Genomic DNA, 19,852 nt, shown 5'->3' on the forward strand with positions numbered 1-19,852 from the left:
CACGCTTCGCGATCTTCGAAAAGGCCGCGGGCGCGACAGGTCAACTGGTTTCGTCCCCCAACTCTCCCCCTGTCGTGAACACTTGGCAAGGGGCACTCTGGAAATTCCAGAGTGGCTGTGTCCATGGCGGCGACCACATGGCACACTGCACGCATACAGCGCAGGGGGAGGTCTGAAGTGAGCGAACCGCGGTCCGCCCCGACCGTGGGCCAGGTCGTTCTCGGCAAGCGGCTGCAGGATCTGCGGGAGCGTGCCGGTATGAGCCGGGACCAGGCCGCCAAGGTGCTGCACGTCGCCCCGGCGACCGTTCGCAGGATGGAGACCGCCGAGGTCGCCCTCAAGATCCTCTACGTGCAGGCGCTCCTCAGGGCGTACGGGATCTCGGACGCCGAGACGGACGCCTTCGTGGAGCTCGCGGAGGAGGCCAACCGACCCGGCTGGTGGCAGCGGTTCCACGACGTCCTGCCGGACTGGTTCTCCATGTACGTCAGCCTGGAGGGCGCCGCGAGCCTGCTGCGCGTCTACGAGCCCCACTTCGTGTCCGGACTCCTCCAGACCGAGGACTACGCGCGCAGCGTGATGCGCACCGGGGCCGTGGGCCGGGTCAGGACCGAGGACATCGAGCGCCATGTGGCGCTGCGGATGGAGCGGCAGGCCCTGCTGACCAAGCCGGACGCCCCGCGCCTGTGGGTGGTGATGGACGAGACCGTCCTGCGCCGCCCGGTCGGCAGCGCCGACATCATGCGCGCGCAGGTGGACAAGCTCCTCGAAGCGACGTCGATGCCCAACGTGACGTTGCAGATCGCGGAGTTCTCCACCGGTCACCACCCGGGGACGTACGGGCCGTTCGTGCTGTTCCGTTTCGCCGTGCCCGAACTGCCCGACATGGTCTACAGCGAATATCTGACCGGGGCCGTCTACTTCGACGCGCGCCCGGAGGTGGCCTCCTATCTCGAGGTCATGGACCGCATGGCGGCCCAGGCCGCGACGGCACAACGCACGAAGGAACTCCTCCGGGACTTCCGCAAGGAGCTGTGATGACACCCATATACAACGGCATGCCGGCCGCTGACCTCGGCTCCGAAGGCTGGACCAAGCCATGGAGCGGCGGCAACGGCGGTACCTGCGTCGAGGCCATGAAACTGGCCGACGGGAGAATCGCCATGCGCCAGTCCGCGGATCCCGACGGTCCGGCCCTCATCTACACCCCCCACGAGATCGCCGCGTTCATCCAGGGCGCCAAGGCCGGTCAGGCAGACTTCCTGCTGACCTGAGCCGCACGTCGGGGCCGCGCGCCCGCGCACGCCACAATGGACCCATGTCCCGACGCACCTCCCGCTCCCGGCGCCCGTCCGCCGCGAGCCCTCGTACCGCCCCCGCTCCCGAGACCAGCGCGGCTTCGCCGTGCCCCTGCGGGCTGCCCGCCGCCTACGCCCAGTGCTGCGGCCGGCTGCACGCGGGGGCCCCGGCCGCCACCTGCGAGGCGCTGATGCGGTCGCGGTACGCCGCCTTCGTCGTCCGGGACGCCGGGTATCTGCTGCGCACCTGGCACCCGGACCACCGCCCCGACGTCCTCGACCTCGACCGCGGGCAGCGCTGGCAGGGCCTGGAGGTCCTGGAGACCACCGAGGGCAGCGCCTTCCACGCCACCGGGACCGTCACCTTCCGCGCCCACTACACGGTGGGCGGGCGGCCCGATTCCCTGCACGAGAAGAGCCGCTTCGTACGGCACGGCGGCGCCTGGGTCTACGAGACCGCCGTCTTCGCGGACTGAGGCGCCGGGGGTGCACGGGCTCAGACCGGCGCGCCCGCCGGGGCGACCGGCGCCAGCTCCTGCGTCAGGTCCTCCGCGAGCAGCCGCTTCGCGATCACGTCGACCGCGGCGCGCAGCCGGGCGTCGTCCGGGCGGCCGCCGTCCTCGCCCAGCTGGTCGTTGAGCCAGCGGGCCCAGGCGTCCGTGAGGGTCCGCGCCTCGCGGGCGCCGGCCGCGGTGTGCTGGAAGAGGTGGCCGTCCCCGGTGAGGAAGCCCTCCTCGATCATGCGGTCGAACACCGGCACCAGGACCTCCGGCGGGATCCGGTGCCGGGACGCGATCAGCCGGAGCCCCGCGTGGCCGACCATCCGGGTGAACAGCTCGACCTGCATCACCGCCCAGGCGCCCGCCATGTCCAGCCGGGTGTCCGACTCCGCGACGATCCGCCGCGCCGTCTCCGGGTCCACCCGCCGCAGCACCTTGGCCACCGAGAACTCGAGCAGTTGGGCCGAGTCCTGGGTGTTCGGCGAGGCGAAGCCCTCACCCATGTCCGTCGAGCCCGCCCGCACGGTGTCGCGCAGCTTCACCTGCTTGAGGAACAGCGCGACGACGAACCCGAGCAGCGCCACGGGCACCGTCCACAGGAACACCGTGTGCAGGGTGTCCGCGTACGCCTGGGCCAGGGGCTCCGACTGGGCGGCGGGCAGCGCGTGCAGCCCCTCCGGGCTCTGCGACGCCTTCGCCAGCACGGCCGGGTCGCCGCCCGCCCGGGCGGCCTCGGTGATCCCGTCCTTGAGGTGCGGGCCGAGGGCGTTCGCGTAGATGGTCCCGAAGACGGCGGTGCCGAAGGAGCTGCCCAGCGTACGGAAGAAGGTGACGCCCGACGTCGCCGTGCCCAGGTCCGCGTAGTCCACGGTGTTCTGCACGGCGATCGTCAGGACCTGCATGGAGAGCCCGATGCCGATGCCGAGCACCAGCATGTACAGCGACTCGAGCCAGACCCCGCTGTCCGGGCCCATCCGGGAGAGCAGGAACAGACCGGCCGCCATGACCAGCGAGCCGATGATGGGGAAGATCCGGTAGCGGCCGGTCTTGCTGACCACGTTGCCGCTGAAGATGGACGCGGCGAGCAGGCCGACGACCATCGGCAGCGTCCGCACGCCCGACAGGGTCGCCGAGTCGCCGTCCACGTACTGGAGGTACGTCGGCAGGAAGATCATCGCGCCGAGCATGGCGAACCCGACGATGAAGCTGAGGATCGAGCAGACCGTGAAGACCGGGTTGCCGAAGAGCCGCATCGGCAGCATCGGTTCCTTCGCCCGGAACTCGACCAGGCAGAACAGCGCGAGCGCCGCGATCCCGAGGACGAACAGGCCGATGATGACGCCGGAGCCCCAGGCGTACTCGTTGCCGCCCCAGCTGGTGGCCAGGATCAGGGCGCTGGCCCCGACGGTGACCATCGCGATGCCCAGGTAGTCGATGACCGGCCGCCCGGCCGCCTTCACGGACGGGATCGTACGGGCGGCCGCGATGACCACCACGATCGCGATCGGCACATTGACGTAGAACGCCCAGCGCCACGTCAGATGGTCGGTGAACAGCCCCCCGAGCAGCGGTCCGATCACCGTCGACACGCCGAAGACGGCACCGATCGCGCCCTGGTACTTGCCCCGGTCCCGCAACGGGATGACGTCGGCGATGAGCGCCATGGAGGTGACCATCAGACCGCCGGCGCCGATGCCCTGGAGGCCGCGCCAGACGATGAGCAGCGTCATGTTCGTCGCGAGTCCGCAGAGGAACGAACCGGTGATGAAGATGACGGCGGACAGCTGGAAGACGATCTTCCGCCCGAACAGGTCGCCGAACTTGCCGACCAGCACCGTCGCCACCGTCTCCGCGAGGAGATAGGCGGTGACCACCCACGACATGTGCGCGGCGCCCCCGAGGTCCGAGACGATCGTCGGCAGCGCGGTGCCCACGATCGTCTGGTCCAGGGCGGCCAGCAGGATGCCCAGCACGATCGTGGCGAAGACGATGTTGCGGCGGCGTGGGTCGAGCACGGGCGGCGCGGCTGCACTCTGCGCGGCGGGGGCGGTCTCGCTGGCAGTGGTCACCTTTGCACCCTCACATCGCGTCGTGTCACCCGCATGCGGGGAACGCCCGGACGTGTGGGGCCTCTCGTTCGGATCAGCCCGCGAGCCCGGCGTGGTCCGAACGAGAGGCCCCTAAGCGAGCAGATCCCGCAGCGAGACCGTCATGCGGGCGGCGAATGCCTCCCGTACGGGAGCGGCTACCCGGTCCAGCGAGAGATACGGGTTGAGGTCTTCCAGTTCTACGAGGAGCAGGCCGCCGTCCGCCGTCCGGCAGGCGTCGACCCGCTGGATGCCGTGGTCCAGCGTGTTCCACTCCACGAAGGACCGGGCGAACGCCAGGTCCGCCGCGCTCGGCTCGTACGGCTCAAGGACCCACCGCCGCTCCGGGTCCGGGGCGTGCAGCGCGTACTGGAAGTCGTGGTCCACGTAAGAGAAGGACACCTCGTAGCGGAAGTCGATCCGGGGCTGGACGAGCAGCGTGCCGTCGGCGCCCGGATCGAGCTCGGGCGTCGTCACGAAGCGCAGGCCCACCGAGTCCGCGCCCAGCTTCGGCTTGACGACATAGCCCTCGGCGTCCGGCAGCAGCCCGAGGTCCGCCGCCCGGTCAACGGTGGGTATGACCGGGTATCCGGCCCGGCTCAGGTCCACGAGGTACTGCTTGCCCGCCATGTCACCGCGCCCGGTCAGCGGGTTGTAGACCCGGGTGCCCAGCTCCGAGGCCCGCGCCCGGAACGCGTCGTACGCCTCCTGGTAGTGCAGGACCGGGCCGCTGTTGCGCACGACGACGGCGTCGAAGCCGTCCAGCAGGGCGGCGGCGTCGCGCGGGTGGCAGAGCGCGAGGTCGAAGTCCTCGCGGAGACGCGCCGTCAGGCGGATGTCCTCGTCGCAGTAGCGCCGGCCGCGCGCCTCGTAGGCGAGGTCGGTGACGAAGAGGACGGACGGGCGCGGGACGGCGGGCATGACGTTTCCCCCGGGGGCGGCGGTGGTACGGACCCGCCCATCCTCGCTGGCCCGGTCCCGGACCCGCCCGCCGCCCCCGTCCTCAGCGGATGTGCCGTCCCGAGATCGCCCGTGCGATGACCAGGCGCTGGATCTCGCTGGTCCCCTCGAAGATCGTGTAGATCTTGGCGTCCCGGTACATCCGCTCCACCGGGTGCTCCCGGCTGTAGCCGGCGCCGCCCAGGATCTGGACGGCCTTCTCCGTGGCGGCCACCGCGAGTTCGCCCGCGCGCAGCTTGGACATCGAGCCCTGACCGGCGTCGAAGGCGCGGTCGTTGCGGGCCATCCACGCGGCCTGCCAGATCAGCAGCCGTACGGCCTCGATCTCGGTACGCAGGTCGGCCAGCGCGAACGCGATCGACTGGTTCTCGATGACCGGCCGCCCGAACGCCTCGCGCTCACCGGCGTACTCCAGCGCGTACTCGTACGCGGCCCGCGCGATGCCCAGCGCCTGGGCGCCGACCGTGGGCCGGCTGACCTCGAAGGTGGCCATCGCGGCCTGCCCCTTGGCGGTGGAGCCCTCGCGGGCGCGGGCCAGGCGGGCGTCCAGCTTCTCCTTGCCGCCGAGCAGGCAGTGCCCCGGCACCCGTACGTCGTCCAGGAAGACGTCCGCCGTGTGCGAGGCGCGCAGCCCCAGCTTCTTGATGGTGCGGCCCGCCGCCAGGCCCTTCGTGCCGGGCGGCACGATGAACGCGGCCTGCCCGCGCGCCCCGAGCGCCGGGTCCACCGAAGCGACGACGACATGGACCTCGGCGATGCCGCCGTTGGTGATCCACGCCTTCTGGCCGGAGATCACCCACTCGTCCTTCGCCTCGTCGTACCGGGCCCTCGTGGTCATCGCGGAGACGTCGGAGCCGGCCTGCGGTTCGGACACGCAGAACGCCGCGACCTTCGGGTCGTCCTCGTCGCCGTAGCACTGCGGGACCCACTCGGCGAGCTGGTCCGGGGTGCCGGAGGCGAAGATCCCGGCGACGGCGAGCGAGGTGCCGAACAGGGCCATGCCGATGCCGGCGTCGCCCCAGAACAGCTCCTCGTTGGCTATCTGGAGGGAGAGCCCCGACGGGTCGCCGTACATGTCGGCCAGCGACTCGAACCCGTAGAGGCCGATCCGGGCGGCCTCCTGGATGACCGGCCAGGGCGTCTCCTCGCGGGCGTCCCACTCGGCCGCCGCCGGACGCACCACCTGGGCGGCGAAGCCGTGCACCCAGTTCCGCAGGTCCTGCTGCTCCTCGGTGAGGGCGAGGGAGAAGTAGCTCATCGGCTCACGCCTTCGGGATGTCGAAGTAGTGCGTGAGGCCCGAGGCCAGACCGACGTCACCCGCCACCTTCAGCTTGCGCATCATGAACATGGTGATCGGGTTGCCGTTGCCGGAGACCAGCTTCAGGAACTCCGCGTCCGCCATGACCAGCGTCGTACGCGGCTCCGCGTCCGAGCGGCCCTCGCTGACGGTGCAGGTGCCGTCCGCGATCGAGGTCTCGTAGACCACCTCGGGGTCACCGGTGATCTTCCAGCGGATCAGCGCCGTGAGTGCCCCGGCCGCCTCCGGGCGGAACTGCTGCTTCATCCGGCCGAAGACCTCGCCGAGCACGCGGGTCCGCAGCTCCCCGTGCATGATCTCGGCGAGCTGCTTGGCGGACAGTCCTTTCACGATCCGCGCGAACTCCTCGGGGGAGACGGCCGCGAAGTCGAGGGCGGCCAGTTCGTCGGTGACCTTGCCGCTGCTGTTGTCGGCCACGCCAGTTCCTTACTCTGGAGTAAACTTACTTTTGAGTAAGGTAAGGGTGCAGCGGTCTCTCCGCAAGGTGCGGTGCGGGGCGTTTTGCGGGGTCACCAGGCGGAACCGGGGCGCACCACCAGGCGGGGGTGATGAGCGGCGAGCACCTTGTTGGCGCGGGCCAGCTCGGACAGGGCCAGTTCGCGGTCGGCCTGGTCCTCGATGCCCAGCCGGGGCCCGCGGAACCTGCGGACCTCGCGCGCGGCGCAGTCGGCGTCGAACTCGGCCTGGAGGATGTGCGCGGGGGTGCAGGCGCCGATGAGCGCGGCGATGCGGTCCGGGATCGGGACGGGGACGAGCAGGTGTGAGGCGGTCATGGGGGGTTCCCTCTCGATGGTGGCCAGGAGGTCGGGCGTCGGACCGCCGGGTGGGCGGACCGACTCCACTCCATATAACGAGACGCAGTTCCTGGTTTCTCGTTGAGTACGTCTCCGTGTGGCAACCGTTTGGGAATGACCGGCTATTTCCCCTTACCAGCAAGTAGGTTGACTTCGCGTGAAGTGCTCGTCGGGCCGAAGGTGCGTCGCGCGCTGTTCAGATGGGTGTGTCGTTGCTGCGGGCGCGCAGCTGCATGGCGCGGAGCACGGTCTCCGTCGAGAACCGCGCCTCCGGATCGACCAGTTGATCGCCGAAGATCGATTCCAGATTGCGCATCCGGTAGCGGACGGTCTGGGGGTGTACGTCGAGCAGCTCGCCCATCTGGGCCGCCGTGCCCCGGGTGTCGAGCCAGATCCGCAGTGTCTCGATGAGCCGTTCGCGCCGGTTGGCGCTGATGTTGGCCATCGGGGCGAGTTCGCGGCGCGCGAGCTGGTCGAGGAGGACCGGGTCGGAGAGCAGCCACAGGGTGATGAGGTGGTCGTCGCAGAGGATGGCCGGCGCGTCGTCGATGACGCCCGCGTCCACGAGCTCCAGGACCCGTCGGGCCCAGCGGATCGAGTCGGAGGCCAGTGACGAGGGGACGGTCAGGCCGATGGCGGCCCGGACGCCCGGCAGCGCGTGTTCCAGCATGCGTCTTCGCATGTCGTCGAAGGGCCCCGGGATCAGTAAGTGCGGCTGCGGGTCGGTGAAGTCGACGAGTACGTCGCGGTCGATCGCCAGCCGGTCCAGATCGGGGGACGGGCGCACGGCCACGAGCGTCACCTCGTCCGGCAGCGTCCAGCCGGTCTGCTCGCACAGCTCCGCGATGGCCACCCGCGGCACCGGCCGCCCGGCGAGGATCAGGTGGAGGAGCCGGCGCCGCAGGGTGTCCGTGTGGTCGTCGGAGGCCGACCTCACCTCCAAGTACCCCTCGCGCGACAGGGCTTCCAGCTCGTCCACGTAACTGAACAGCGCGTCCGCGAACGTCAGCATCATGGTGGGGGAGAGGTTGTAGCGCCTGCCGATCTTCTTGGCCCGGCGCAGGGCCACGCGGGCGCCCAGCCGGTACGCCCCCTGCAACTGGTCCAGGCTGCGCCCCTCGTACGCCTCGAACCGGCCGAACCTGCGGCACATCTCGTCGCGCAGGGCGGAGGGCGCGGCCGGTTCGGCGACCTGGTCCACGAACACGGAGATGCTCTGCTCGACGCCGACCCGGATGCCCTGGCCGTACGGCCCGTCGAGGAGCCGCGCGTACTCGGGGTAGGCGCGGGTGACCTCAAGGCCGATCTCCTTGATGAGGCTGGGCAGTTCGGGCCGCACGATCGTGGCGAACTCCTGCGGCAGCGGACCCAGCGGCTCGCCCAGCTCCGAGGGTTGCGCGACTCCCGGCATACCGTGACCCCTTCTTGCTCTTCGGCGCCCGATGGGGGGTGGCGGACGGGAGAGCGCTCCCATCCGTCCTCAGGTGCGTACCAACGTCGGCTGCCGAAGATAGTCCACGTATGTGGCTCTGAACACAGGCAGGACAAGACGAAATGTATGGGCCATGTATCGGCTGTTTTCGGCCACCGCTTCGGGGGTGCCCGCACTCGGGGCCGGCTCGCGGATCGCTCGTCCGGTGCTGATGCGGGAGCCCGTATTCCGAAAATGCGACGGTGGTTCCTACGTGTGATCCCGCCTCCGCGGGCCATTTCCCTCTCGCTATTGGCGGTGCATTCCACTGGGGTGGCGGGGGGAAGTCAAGTGGGTGGCGCGGCACCCGGCGCGCCGGGTGCCGCTGGTGAGGAGGGTCTTGAAGCAGGACTGTGACGTGGGGCGTTGAGCGGCAGAGGAGGGCGGACCGTCACCGGATGAGCAGGATCGGACGGACCGTATCCAAGGGAATTGCTCACTTCTCGATAAAAAATCGGCGGACCGTACTCGTCCCGCAAGTAAATTATGAGAGAGAGCGATGATTGTGGAGATTATTTGTTCCAGCGTGTTGCGGAGTGACATTACTCGCCCGTAGCGTCATCGCCGAACGCAAGAGGTCGAGCAGTCCGTCAGGCCGGACTGTCACATTCCTGTCTCGTGACCCCCCGCTCCGGGAGCGCCGCTCACCCGGCCGGAAGTGGCCCCCCGGTGTAGGTCACACACCCTCGAAGGGAACCGGATTCCGTGAACACCCTTGCACGTAGAGCCGCCATCATCGCCACCGCCGCCGGCGCCGCCCTCGGTATGGCTGCCACCTCGGCGTCCGCCGGCGCCACGGCCTCGTGGTCGGCGACCCCGAACGGGGCGTACACCGCCAGCGCGACCAGCCCCACGCTGACCGTCCCCGCCGCGACCCTGTCGTGTGCCTCCTCCAGCGTGACCGCGGGCAACGTCGCCGCGACCAGCGCCACGGGAGCCAACATGGCGACCATCGGCACGATCGGCTTCACCAGCTGCTCGGTCGGTGGCATCACCTTCACCGTCTCCATGACCGCGACGCCGTGGACGATCAACGTCACCGGGGTGGACCCCTCCAACGCCAACCGGGTCAAGGGCAACGTCACCGGTATCTCGGCCCACATCACCGGCTTCGGCTGCGTCGCCGACTTCAAGGGCAAGGCCTACGGGTACTACGACAACAGCACCGGCAGGCTGGTCATCGACGGCTCGGGCACGGAGCTGAAGGCGTCCAACGCCAACTGCCTCGGCCTGATCAACAACGGCGACGTGGCCTCCTTCAAGGCCTCGTACCTCGTCAAGGTGACCTCGACGGGCACCTCGCCGAAGATCACGACGCCGTAAGGACCCAGTAGTGCACGGGTACGGGCCGGCCGCGAAGCCTCTTCGCGGCCGGCCCGGCCTTCTCGTTGGGGGCGTCGCGGACGCGGCGCCATGACCTTGAGGACGTGAGTTCGTGAACACTCCGGCACGACGATTCGCCGTGGTGGCCGCCGTTTTCGCTGCTGCCTTCGGGCCGGTGGCCTCCTCGGCCTCGGCCGCCACGACGGGCTCGTGGAGCGTGACGCCCGCGGGGGCGTATACGGCCCATGCTGTCTATCCGACATGGACCATTCCAGCTGCGACCATTGCGTGCGATTCATTGGACGTGACTGCTGGAAAACTCGAAGCGACCGTCGTGACCGGCGGCAGGATGGGCACGATCGATGCCATCACCACCCACAACTGTCAGTTCGGCTTCGGTGAGGTTGTGACGACGAGCGCCACGCCGTGGGCCATCAACCTCGTGGGGCAGAACCCTTCGCATGCGAACTGGGTGGACGTCAGGATCAGCGAGGTCTCGGCCCACTGGGACGGGTTCGGTTGCGTCGCCGACTTCAAGGGAACGCTCCACGGGCACTACGAGAACGACACCGGCAAGCTCGTCATCGGTGACAAATCCGGTGACCTGCTCGCCTCCAACGCGAACTGCCTGGGGCTCGTCAACAACGGCGACGTCGTCGCGCTCAAGGCATCGTTGCGCATGGCCATGGCGTCGACCGGCAAGGCACCGGTGATCAGGGTCCTGTAGGGCGCAACGCACCGGCGTGGGCCGACCGCGCCACCGCAGCTGTACTACCGATCGCACCCCGTGGAGGACAGGCCCGATATGCACACTGAGATACCCGTGACCCGTGCGGGGCGTTCCGTGAGGGTCGCCTCCGTCGCCGGTCTCGCCCTGCTCGCCGGGCTGCTGTCCGGAGGGGGCTCGGCCGCCGACGAGAGCACCGGGCCCGTCAGCCTCGCCGCCGCCTGTGGAACCGAGGACAGCGGCACGCCGAACGTGGCGGCCACGGTAGGCGTGGCGGTGGACGTCCCGGCGACCGGCGAGGTCGACCGCCCGGTACAGCCGGGGCCCGTGACGCTCACCGTCACCCTCCCGCGGGCGGATCTCGCGAGGCTGGTGCCGGAAGGCACCGAGGCGTTCGTGAGCCGGGCGGCGCTCAAGGTGAAGGTCGCCCAGAACGGGGAGTCGACCGAGGCCCCGTGGGAGCTGTATGCGCCGAGCACCCGCCTTCCCGCCGACGGTGACGTATCCCTCGTCCACTCCGGTGAGGTCCCCTACGTGACGCTCGGAGCCGCGGGCGATGTCGACTTCTCCGTCGAGGAGTTGACGATCGAGCTGCGGTCCGCCACAGCCGGGCCCGAGAAGACCGCACCGCCTCTGACCACGGTGACGTGCCGGCTGAAGGAGGGCGAGAACGGACATATCGCGACCACGCGTGTGACCGACGGCAGCGGCACCGAGCCGTCGGGCACCCCTGAGACGTCCACCCCTCCGGCGGGTGGCTCCGGCCGGGCGGAGGAGAAGGACATCGCGGTGGAACCGGCGGCCGCCGAGGACGACGAGGACCCCGACTACTGTCCTGTCGAACCGCCGGTGGGGGTGGAGGACGGGAGCGAGGCACCACAGCCTCCGCCGGGCGATGCGCCACGTGTCGTGGAGAACACGGATCCGCAGTTCGCCTGTGCCAACGTGGTGGGCCTGGCCAATGTTGAGAAGCTGAACGGAGCCATGATCATCAATGATCCGGCCCATCCCGCCCTCATCAGTGTGAAGCCGGCGACGCGCATCACCATCCGAGGGTTCGATGCGGTGGGCGGGTATTACATCCGCTTCGATTCCCTCGCGAAAATCGACCTTCCGGATGCCGATTCCACCTTTCTCGCCTTCGGCTTCCAGCCGGTGACGGCGAAGGTGTCCTTCGAGGCCGGACCGATGACCATCTCCTTTGGAAACGTCGGTGATACGGTATTTTCTACGGCCTACTTCAAGCAGTCCCTCCGCCTCCACGACGTCAAAATCAACGGCACGCCCTTGGATGTAGGAAGCGACTGCAGGACAGAGAAGCCGTTCAAGGTGGTACTGAATGGCGGGGCAGCGTATACGAATGTCGGCGTGGGCGGCCGTCTGGACGGCGAGGTCACCATCCCGCCCTTCACCGGATGCGGCACGGGCGGCGAGAACCTGAATCCGCTGTTCACCGCTGCGATCTCGGGCCCTGGGAACCGGATCGTCATGGATCAGGCTTCGACCTGCATTCCGACCAACCCCGAGGCTTCCTACTGCCCACCCCCTCCGGCGGAACTGCCCGGCACGAAGCCCAAGCCGTAGCCCACCGCCCGGCCGGCGCACCGCGAAGGGGCCACCTCCACGGAGGAGGTGGCCCCTTCGGGGCTCCGGTCGCCCGGACGGCTACCGCGCCGCCGAGTGCCAGTACTGGGACATGACCTTGCCCGCGTTCGGGGCGATGTCACCCGGGGCGCCCATCGCCGCAACGTCGGTCTGCGCGTTGTTCAGTGTGACGCTGTTCTTGCCCGCGGCCGCCGGCAGGCCCGTCTTCAGGTTGACCGCCCAGTTCAACGAGCCGAGCAGGCCGCAGCCGTTGGTGCCGGGGACCGCGTACGTCGTATCGGTCTGGGTGGCGCCCTGGAGGCTGAGCCGGCTCATCGGGCCGTTCGGATCCGGGGTTCCGTCACCGGCGAAGTTCTCGCTGGTGACGGCCGGCTGGGTCAGGTTCTGCGGCTTCAGCAGGATCGGGTTCGAGGCGGAGCCGATGTAGCACTTGTCGCCGAGGAGCGGGTTCTGCAGGTGGATGCGGACCGGGAGGGTGATGATCGGCTTGCCGGTGGTCGCGCCCGCCAGGAGCTGGAAGCCGGTCGGGGTGTTGACCGACTCGAGGGTCGCCGTCACCCGGTTCAGATTGACGTCGGTGAGCGTGTTGCAGATGCCCGTGACCACGGGGACGTCGCTGGGGCACATCAGGCCGAGCAGACCGCCCGGCACCTTCGCGGAGTCCGCGACGAGTGCTCCCTCCTTCGGGGAGACCACGGTCGAGACGGCGCCCGGGTGGTTGACCACGCCGATCTGGAGGTCGCTGGCGCCGAAGGGCACCACGGTGTTGCCCAGCTTGATGGAGCCGCTCTCCGAGTGCGAGGTGACGCAGATGGCGATGTCCGTCGCCCCGTCGGCCGCCAGCATGGCCGGGTCGTCCACCGGGCAGCGGCTGAAGGGCGCCCAGTCGCCGTTCAGTGTGGTGGCGGCCGTGGCCGACCCGATGGAGGCGACGGCGGCGAGCGCGGTGAAGGAGGCCAGCAGCCCCACACGTACCCGGTTCGAGGTTCTCATGTCTTCCCCTTGTTTCCGATGTGCGCAGCGAATTGAGCACGGAATGTGGAATGCGGGTGCCGGGACGCGTCGGACGGGGCCGGAACGAAATCCCATTCACCGAGCCGTGAGGTTACTGGCGGGAAACACCGGGACACAATGGCGCCGTATGAGATTCTATGGACGGGACGTGTATCTCCGTCAGGGATGAGTACGGGATCCGGCCTTCTTGTCACTTCGTGCGCAGGCCCTCGCGTGTGCCGCGGTGACGCCGGCCGGCCGGATATGCGGAATCTCAGCCGCCGTTTGTGTATTCGAGCCGGTCCTGGGTGCTTCTCGATGCGCTGTGCGGCGTACGGCCCCCGTCGGCCGGCCCCGGAACTTGTCACCCGGAGACAGTTTTTCCGGCCGACCTGCTCAGTCGATGAGAAAGAACCGACCCCTTCGCGCTCTCGCGCGAAAACTTGATGACCTGGTATTGCGGCCCAGGTTACCCACCCGTAGCGTCGCCTCCGTCAGCAACTCCTCCGGCGCGTCCGGAGATTGCCCACCCGTCGGCAGGGAGCCCGGATGCTTGTCCGGCCCCCTGGGCCGCGGGGTTCCGGCCTGCACCGACGGACGGCAGTGCGCAGTACTTCACAAGATCGGAAACGGAATTTGTCATCCGATGACAAACAGGCCGGATCTTTGCGAATGGGCTGTTCAAGGGCTTGTCCTGGCGGTGCCGGTGAACTTAACGTGCGCCCTTCGGCGCACTTCTGTCACATCGTGAGCGCATGCAGGAGGTGGGATGGGAATCGAAGTAGTGGTCGAAGGGCTCACCAAGTCTTTCGGCAAGCAGAACATCTGGCAGGATGTGTCGCTCACGCTTCCCGCAGGCGAGGTCAGTGTCATGCTCGGCCCGTCCGGGACGGGAAAGACGGTGTTCCTCAAATCCATCATCGGCCTCCTCAAACCTGAACGCGGGCGCGTTCTCGTCAATGGCGTCGACATGGTGAACGGCTCCGAGCGGGACATCATGGAGACCCGCAAGCTCTTCGGGCTCATGTTCCAGGACGGCGCCCTTTTCGGCTCGATGTCGCTGTTCGACAACATCGCGTTCCCGCTCCGGGAGCACACCCGTAAAAAGGAATCCGAGATCCGCCGCATCGTCATGGAGCGGATCGACGTCGTGGGCCTCCTGGGCGCGGAGAACAAGCTCCCCGGTGAGATATCCGGCGGGATGCGCAAGCGCGCCGGCCTCGCCCGCGCCCTCGTCCTGGACCCGCAGATCATCCTCTGCGACGAACCGGACTCCGGCCTCGACCCGGTCCGCACCGCGTACATCTCCCAGCTCCTCGTGGACCTCAACGCGCAGATCGACGCGACGATGCTCATCGTCACCCACAACCTCGACATCGCCTCCACCGTGCCGGACAACATGGGGATGCTGTTCTGCCGCAACCTCGTCACCTTCGGGCCCCGCGAGGTGCTGCTCACCAGCGATCTGCCCGTCGTGAACCAGTTCCTCGCCGGCCGCTGCGAGGGGCCGATCGGCATGTCCGAGGAGAAGGACGCCGCCACCCTCGCCGCCGAGGAGTTGAACGGTTACGGCCAGGGCATCAGCTCGGCCAACGCCCCGCGCACCGTCGTCCCCCAGCTGGAGCCCTCCCCGGGCCTGCCGGTGCGCCAGGGCGCCCTGCGCCGCCGGGAACGCGTCATGTCGATGCTCGGCGAACTGCCGGACGCCGCCCGCACCGCCATCCTCAACAGCTACAGCCCGGCCGTGGGCGGTGGACGCCGGTGACCGCGCCCATGCCCGTACGGCCCCCCGGCGAACCGGAGCCGGTGGACCGCGCCCCGGAGCCCGCGAAGGCGCCCGAGGCCCCGCGCCCCAGCAAGCTCGCCGCGCCCCTGCGCGAGACCGGGCGGCTGTTCGCGCTCGCCGCAACCGTGACCCGGGAGACCTTCCGACGGCCCTTCCAGGTGCGGGAGTTCATCGAACAGTTCTGGTTCGTCGCCAGCGTGACCATCCTGCCCGCCGCCCTCGTCTCCATCCCGTTCGGCGCGGTCATCGCCCTCCAGGTCGGCTCGCTCACCCAGCAACTCGGCGCCCAGTCCTTCACCGGCGGCGCCAGCGTCCTCGCCGTCATCCAGCAGGCCAGCCCGATCATCGTGGCCCTGCTGGTCTCCGGGGCCGCCGGGTCGGCGATCTGCGCCGACCTCGGCTCGCGCAAGATCCGCGAGGAGCTGGACGCCATGGAGGTCATGGGCGTCTCGCCCGTACAGCGCCTGGTCGTCCCGCGCGTGCTCGCCACCATGCTCGTCGCCGTCCTGCTCAACGGCCTCGTCTCCGTCGTCGGCACCCTCGGCGGCTACTTCTTCAACGTAATCCTGCAGCACGGCACCCCGGGCGCGTACCTCTCCAGCTTCTCCGCCCTCGCCCAGCTGCCCGACCTCTACGTCAGCGAGGTCAAGGCACTGATCTTCGGCTTCATCGCCGGCATCGTCGCCGCCTACCGCGGCCTCAACCCGCGCGGCGGCCCGAAGGGGGTGGGCGACGCGGTCAACCAGTCCGTCGTCATCACCTTCATGCTGCTGTTCTTCGTGAACATGGTCCTCACGGCGATCTACCTGCAGATCGTCCCCGCGAAGGGGAGCTGACCCATGTCAATGCTCGGCTGGCTCGACAGATCCGGTGACCAGCTCACCTTCTACGTGAGGGCACTGATCTGGATTCCGCGCACCCTGCGCCGCTACCTCAAGGAGGTCCAGCGCCTCCTGGCCGAGGTCGCCTTCGGCAGCGGCGGACTCGGCGTCGTCGGCGGCACCATCGGCGTCATGATCGCGATGACCCTGGCCACCGGCACGGTCGTCGGACTCCAGGGCTACGCGGCCCTCAACCAGATCGGCACCGCCGCCTTCACCGGCTTCATCTCCGCGTACTTCAACACCCGCGAGATCGCCCCGCTCGTCGCCGGACTCGCCCTCTCCGCGACCGTCGGCGCCGGCTTCACCGCGCAGCTCGGCGCCATGCGCATCAACGAGGAGGTGGACGGCCTCGAATCGATGGGCGTGCGCTCGATGCCCTACCTCGTCACCACGCGCATCATCGCCGGGGTCGTCGCGATCATCCCGCTGTACGCGATCGGGCTGCTCTCCTCGTACGTCGCGTCCCGCTACGTCACCGTCCTGTTCAACGGACAGTCCGCAGGCACGTACGACCACTACTTCAATCTCTTCCTGTCGCCGGCGGACGTGCTCCTGTCGGTGCTCAAGGTGCTGATCTTCAGCGTGATGGTGATCCTCGCCCACTGCTACTACGGCTTCCACGCCACCGGCGGCCCCGCCGGGGTCGGGGTGGCCGTCGGCCGGTCCGTGCGGAACGCGATCGTGCTGATCAGCGTCACCGACTTCTTCCTCTCGCTCGCCATCTGGGGCGCCACGACGACGGTGAAGGTGGCCGGCTGATGACCTCACGCGCCGCCCGGGCCACTGCCCGAAGAACCGCCGGAGTCGCCCTCTTCCTCGTGCCCGCCGTCCTCATCTGGGTATCGGTCTCGGTGTACGAGAAGGACTTCACGCATGACGCGACCGTCACCGTGCACACGTCGAGCGTCGGCAACGAGATGCACGAGAACGCCGACGTCAAGCTGCGGGGCGTGGTCGTCGGCCAGGTCCGGAACATCTCGGCCGACGGCGACGGGGCCCGGCTCACCCTCGCGATCAAGCCGGACAAGCTGGACCGCATCCCGGCCGATGTCTCCGCCCAGATGCTGCCCACCACCCTCTTCGGGGAACGGTTCGTCGCCCTCGTCCCGCCCCCCGTGCCCTCGGCGAAGACCCTCGGCGCGGGCGACGTCATCCCGCAGGACCGGTCCAGCAACGCCATCGAGCTGGAAGAGGTCCTCGACAACGTCCTGCCGCTGCTCACCGCCGTGAAGCCGGAGAAGCTGTCCGCCACCCTCAACGCGGTCTCCACCGCGCTGGAGGGCCGGGGCGAGAAGCTGGGCGACACCCTCGTGAAGCTCGACGCCCACCTCCAGAAGTTCAACCCCCAACTCCCCACGCTCAACGAGGACATCAAGGAACTCGTCAAGGTGAGCCGGCTCTACGCGGACTCCGCCCCCGACGTCCTGGACGCCCTCACCGACTTCACCACCACCAGCGGCACCCTCGCCGAACAGCAGGCGAACCTCGCGAACGTGTACGGCTCCACCACCGCCTCCGCCCGCGACGTCACCGCCTTCCTCCAGCGGAACAAGGACAACCTCATCCGCCTCGCCGCCAGCGGCAGGCCCACCCTGGAGACCCTGGCGACGTACTCCTCGGAGTTCCCCTGCACCCTGCGCACCGTGGCCAACTTCATCCCGGCCATGGACAAGGCGCTCGGCAAGGGCACCGGCGAGCCCGGGCTGCACGTGACCCTCAAGACCGTGCCGTCCAAGGGGAAGTACGTCGCGGGCAAGGACACCCCGGTCTACAACGCGACCGGTGGACCGCACTGCTACTCCATCCCGTACGTCGGCCGGACCGTGCCGACCGCCGACGCCAGGACCGCCGCCGACACCGCCCGGACGGACCCGGACCCGGCCACGCCGGTCGAGGTCCCCGCGGCCGACCCGTCGCTCGGCATGCCCAACTCGCCGCAGGAGAGCCGCCTCGTCAACGAGCTGGTCGCTCCCTCACTGAAAGTCCGGCCGCAGGCCCTGCCCGAGTGGAGCAGCGTGCTCATCGGCCCGGCCTTCCGCGGTGTGGAGGTGAAGCTCAAGTGAAGCGCCGTTCCCTCGCGGGACCGCTCGCGAAATCGATCGTGTTCATCGTGGTGACGAGCCTGGCCACGACGGTCCTGGCCCTGTCCATCGCCAACACCGGGGTGGGCGAGACCCGTTCGTACAAGGCCCGGTTCGCCGACGCCACCGGACTCATCGTCGGGGACAGCGTCCGCGTCGCCGGAGTGAAGGTCGGCCAGGTCGAATCGATCAGGGTCGCCGACCGCCGGGTCGCCGAGGTCCGCTTCAGCGTCCGCAAGAGCAAGAAGCTCCCGGCCTCGGTCACCGCGTCGATCAAATACCTCAACATGGTCGGACAGCGCTACATCGACCTCGACCAGGGCGCGGGCCCCGTCGGTGAGAGCTTCGCCCCGGGCGCCACCATCCCGCTGTCGCGCACCACCCCGGCGCTCGACCTCACCCAGCTCTTCAACGGCTTCCAGCCCCTCTTCGAAGGGCTCTCGCCGCCCGACGTCAACGAGCTGGCCGGCTCCATCGTCCAGGTGCTCCAGGGCGAGGGCGGCACCGTCGACTCCATCCTCCAGCACGTCGGCTCGCTGACCGGCACGGTCGCCGCCAAGGACAAGGTGATCGGCGAGGTGATCAAGAACCTCAACTCGGTCCTGAAGACCGTCAACGACCGGGAAGCCGGCTTCAACGACCTGGTCGACACGCTCCAGGCCCTCGTCACCGGCTTCGCGGGCGACCGCAAACCCCTCGGCGAGGCCGTCACCGCGATGGGCGCCCTGACCACGGTCACCGCGGACCTCTTCGAGGACGGCCGGGGGCCCCTCAAGGACGACATCAAGCAGCTCGGCCGGCTCTCCGGGAACCTGGCCGACAACACCCCGAAGATCGAGAACTTCCTCCGGAAGACCCCGGCCAAGATGGAGGCCGTCAGCCGCCTCACCTCGTACGGCTCCTGGCTCAACCTCTACCTCTGCGAGGCCAGGGTCAGCGGCGTGACGACGAGCGACGGCAGCACCCCGCCGACCGGCATCGAGATCACCCAGCCGAGGTGCCTGTCATGATCAAGCCGATACGCCACCGCAACCCCGTCGCCGTCGGCATCGTGGGCCTGCTCCTGCTCGGCCTCATCGGATTCGGCGCCTACCGGGCCGACTCGCTCCCCTTCATCGGCGGCGGCACCACCTACAGCGCCGACTTCACCGAGTCCGCCGGACTCGGCGAGGGCGACGAGGTCCGTATCGCCGGCGTCAAGGTCGGCAAGGTCACCGGGGTCTCCCTGGACGGCGCCAAGGTGAAAGTCACCTTCAAGGTCGAGGACGCCTGGATCGGCAACGCCAGCACCGTCGGCATCGCCATCAAGACGCTCCTCGGCGAGAAGTACCTCGCCGTCGACCCGCTCGGCGACTCCCCGCAGGACCCGGACGAGCGCATCACGGCCTCCCGCACCACCTCCCCGTACGACGTCACGCAGGCGTTCAACGGACTGGGCGAGACCATCGGCGAGATCGACACCGAACAGCTCGCCAAGAGCTTCGAGACGATCTCCGCCACCTTCAAGGACTCCCCGCCCGACGTGAAGAGCGCCGCCCAGGGACTCTCCGCACTCTCGAAGACCGTCTCCGCACGCGACGCCCAGCTCGCCACGCTGCTCAAGGGCAGCAAGAAGCTCACCAAGACCCTCGCCAACAAGAAGAGCGGCTTCGAAACCCTCCTGGACGACGGCAACCTGCTCCTGGGCGAGATCCAGGCCCGCCGCGACTCCATCCACCTGCTGCTCACCGGCACCCGCGACCTGGGCACCCAGCTCACCGGTCTCGTCTCCGACAACAACAAGCAGCTGAAGCCGACCCTCAAGGCGCTCGGCCGGGTCACCGCGGTGCTCAAGAAGAACCGCAAGAGCCTCGACCAGGTGCTCGCGCTCGCGGGCTCCTACAACCGGCTCGTCGGCAACACCCTCGGCAACGGCCGCTGGTTCGACAACTACGTCTGCGGGGTCGTCCCGAAGAACTACCTGCCCGCGAACACACCCCCGGCGACCGGCTGCATGCCGCCGAAGCAGGAAGGCGGGCGCTGAG

19 protein-coding genes are annotated in these 19,852 nt (G+C 69.0%); 12 read left to right on the forward strand and 7 right to left on the reverse strand.

The annotated features are described in order from the left end of the window. Positions 1 to 177: 177 nt before the first annotated feature. The 3 genes from ACLQ2N_RS03945 to ACLQ2N_RS03955 are packed head-to-tail and all read left to right on the forward strand — an operon-like array spanning position 178 to position 1,774. A complete protein-coding gene (locus tag ACLQ2N_RS03945) occupies positions 178 to 1,038 on the forward strand; it encodes a helix-turn-helix domain-containing protein (protein ID WP_425809046.1) in 861 nt (286 codons plus the stop codon). Next, positions 1,038 to 1,274, forward strand: coding sequence for a DUF397 domain-containing protein (locus ACLQ2N_RS03950; RefSeq protein WP_425809048.1), 237 nt, complete (start codon positions 1,038 to 1,040; stop codon positions 1,272 to 1,274). Before ACLQ2N_RS03945 ends, ACLQ2N_RS03950 begins: the two co-directional genes overlap by 1 nt. Positions 1,275 to 1,318: 44 nt before the next feature. Beyond that, positions 1,319 to 1,774, forward strand: a complete 456-nt coding sequence (locus ACLQ2N_RS03955) for a YchJ family protein (RefSeq protein ID WP_425809050.1) — start codon at positions 1,319 to 1,321, stop codon at positions 1,772 to 1,774. 20 nt (positions 1,775 to 1,794) lie between these two features. On the opposite strand, the gene ACLQ2N_RS03960 is transcribed toward ACLQ2N_RS03955, so the two are convergent. The 6 genes from ACLQ2N_RS03960 to ACLQ2N_RS03985 all read right to left on the reverse strand — a co-directional run bounded on the left by ACLQ2N_RS03960 (position 1,795) and on the right by ACLQ2N_RS03985 (position 8,369). Beyond that, entirely contained in the window at positions 1,795 to 3,867 is a 2,073-nt protein-coding gene (locus ACLQ2N_RS03960; RefSeq protein WP_425809052.1) for an MDR family MFS transporter, read from the reverse strand. A 111-nt stretch (positions 3,868 to 3,978) separates the two neighbouring features. Then, complete coding sequence (locus ACLQ2N_RS03965; protein WP_425809054.1) at positions 3,979 to 4,806, reverse strand: hypothetical protein; 828 nt, start codon at positions 4,804 to 4,806, stop codon at positions 3,979 to 3,981. Between the two features lie 82 nt (positions 4,807 to 4,888). Continuing rightward, a complete protein-coding gene (locus ACLQ2N_RS03970; RefSeq protein WP_425809056.1) occupies positions 4,889 to 6,103 on the reverse strand; it encodes an acyl-CoA dehydrogenase family protein in 1,215 nt (404 codons plus the stop codon). Between the two features lie 4 nt (positions 6,104 to 6,107). After that, positions 6,108 to 6,581 carry an SCP2 sterol-binding domain-containing protein gene (locus tag ACLQ2N_RS03975; RefSeq protein ID WP_425809058.1) on the reverse strand — a complete coding sequence of 158 codons (474 nt, stop codon included), beginning with the start codon at positions 6,579 to 6,581 and terminating at the stop codon, positions 6,108 to 6,110. 92 nt (positions 6,582 to 6,673) lie between these two features. Continuing rightward, complete coding sequence (locus tag ACLQ2N_RS03980) at positions 6,674 to 6,937, reverse strand: hypothetical protein (RefSeq protein WP_132901570.1); 264 nt, start codon at positions 6,935 to 6,937, stop codon at positions 6,674 to 6,676. A gap of 217 nt (positions 6,938 to 7,154) precedes the next feature. Then, positions 7,155 to 8,369, reverse strand: a complete 1,215-nt coding sequence (locus ACLQ2N_RS03985) for a helix-turn-helix domain-containing protein (protein ID WP_073965746.1) — start codon at positions 8,367 to 8,369, stop codon at positions 7,155 to 7,157. Between the two features lie 765 nt (positions 8,370 to 9,134). Here ACLQ2N_RS03985 and ACLQ2N_RS03990 point away from each other — a divergent pair. The 3 genes from ACLQ2N_RS03990 to ACLQ2N_RS04000 all read left to right on the forward strand — a co-directional run bounded on the left by ACLQ2N_RS03990 (position 9,135) and on the right by ACLQ2N_RS04000 (position 12,063). Then, complete coding sequence (locus ACLQ2N_RS03990; RefSeq protein ID WP_425809061.1) at positions 9,135 to 9,752, forward strand: hypothetical protein; 618 nt, start codon at positions 9,135 to 9,137, stop codon at positions 9,750 to 9,752. A gap of 112 nt (positions 9,753 to 9,864) precedes the next feature. Beyond that, positions 9,865 to 10,479 (forward strand): hypothetical protein, encoded by a 615-nt coding sequence (locus ACLQ2N_RS03995; protein ID WP_425809063.1) that lies wholly within the window; start codon positions 9,865 to 9,867, stop codon positions 10,477 to 10,479. Positions 10,480 to 10,596: 117 nt separating this feature from the next. Next, a complete protein-coding gene (locus tag ACLQ2N_RS04000; RefSeq protein ID WP_425809065.1) occupies positions 10,597 to 12,063 on the forward strand; it encodes a DUF6801 domain-containing protein in 1,467 nt (488 codons plus the stop codon). A gap of 81 nt (positions 12,064 to 12,144) precedes the next feature. Here ACLQ2N_RS04000 and ACLQ2N_RS04005 read toward each other — a convergent pair whose 3' ends face one another. Then, a complete protein-coding gene (locus tag ACLQ2N_RS04005; RefSeq protein ID WP_425809067.1) occupies positions 12,145 to 13,077 on the reverse strand; it encodes a hypothetical protein in 933 nt (310 codons plus the stop codon). A gap of 769 nt (positions 13,078 to 13,846) precedes the next feature. Between ACLQ2N_RS04005 and ACLQ2N_RS04010 the strand changes: the two genes are divergently transcribed. The 6 genes from ACLQ2N_RS04010 to ACLQ2N_RS04035 are packed head-to-tail and all read left to right on the forward strand — an operon-like array spanning position 13,847 to position 19,851. Next, positions 13,847 to 14,842, forward strand: a complete 996-nt coding sequence (locus tag ACLQ2N_RS04010) for an ABC transporter ATP-binding protein (protein WP_425809069.1) — start codon at positions 13,847 to 13,849, stop codon at positions 14,840 to 14,842. After that, complete coding sequence (locus tag ACLQ2N_RS04015) at positions 14,839 to 15,699, forward strand: ABC transporter permease (protein WP_425809071.1); 861 nt, start codon at positions 14,839 to 14,841, stop codon at positions 15,697 to 15,699. The genes ACLQ2N_RS04010 and ACLQ2N_RS04015 overlap by 4 nt, the downstream gene beginning before the upstream one ends. A 3-nt stretch (positions 15,700 to 15,702) precedes the next feature. Then, positions 15,703 to 16,506, forward strand: a complete 804-nt coding sequence (locus ACLQ2N_RS04020; RefSeq protein WP_026171148.1) for an MlaE family ABC transporter permease — start codon at positions 15,703 to 15,705, stop codon at positions 16,504 to 16,506. Continuing rightward, on the forward strand, positions 16,506 to 17,810 hold the full coding sequence (locus ACLQ2N_RS04025; protein WP_425809074.1) for an MCE family protein: 1,305 nt from the start codon (positions 16,506 to 16,508) through the stop codon (positions 17,808 to 17,810). Before ACLQ2N_RS04020 ends, ACLQ2N_RS04025 begins: the two co-directional genes overlap by 1 nt. Next, positions 17,807 to 18,838: an MCE family protein gene (locus ACLQ2N_RS04030; RefSeq protein WP_425809076.1), complete on the forward strand. Its 1,032-nt coding sequence runs from the start codon at positions 17,807 to 17,809 to the stop codon at positions 18,836 to 18,838. Before ACLQ2N_RS04025 ends, ACLQ2N_RS04030 begins: the two co-directional genes overlap by 4 nt. After that, positions 18,835 to 19,851 carry an MCE family protein gene (locus tag ACLQ2N_RS04035; RefSeq protein ID WP_425809078.1) on the forward strand — a complete coding sequence of 339 codons (1,017 nt, stop codon included), beginning with the start codon at positions 18,835 to 18,837 and terminating at the stop codon, positions 19,849 to 19,851. Before ACLQ2N_RS04030 ends, ACLQ2N_RS04035 begins: the two co-directional genes overlap by 4 nt. The last annotated feature ends 1 nt before the right edge of the window (position 19,852 follow it).

This window comes from Streptomyces sp. DT224, assembly GCF_049844595.1.
Lineage (GTDB): Bacteria > Actinomycetota > Actinomycetes > Streptomycetales > Streptomycetaceae > Streptomyces.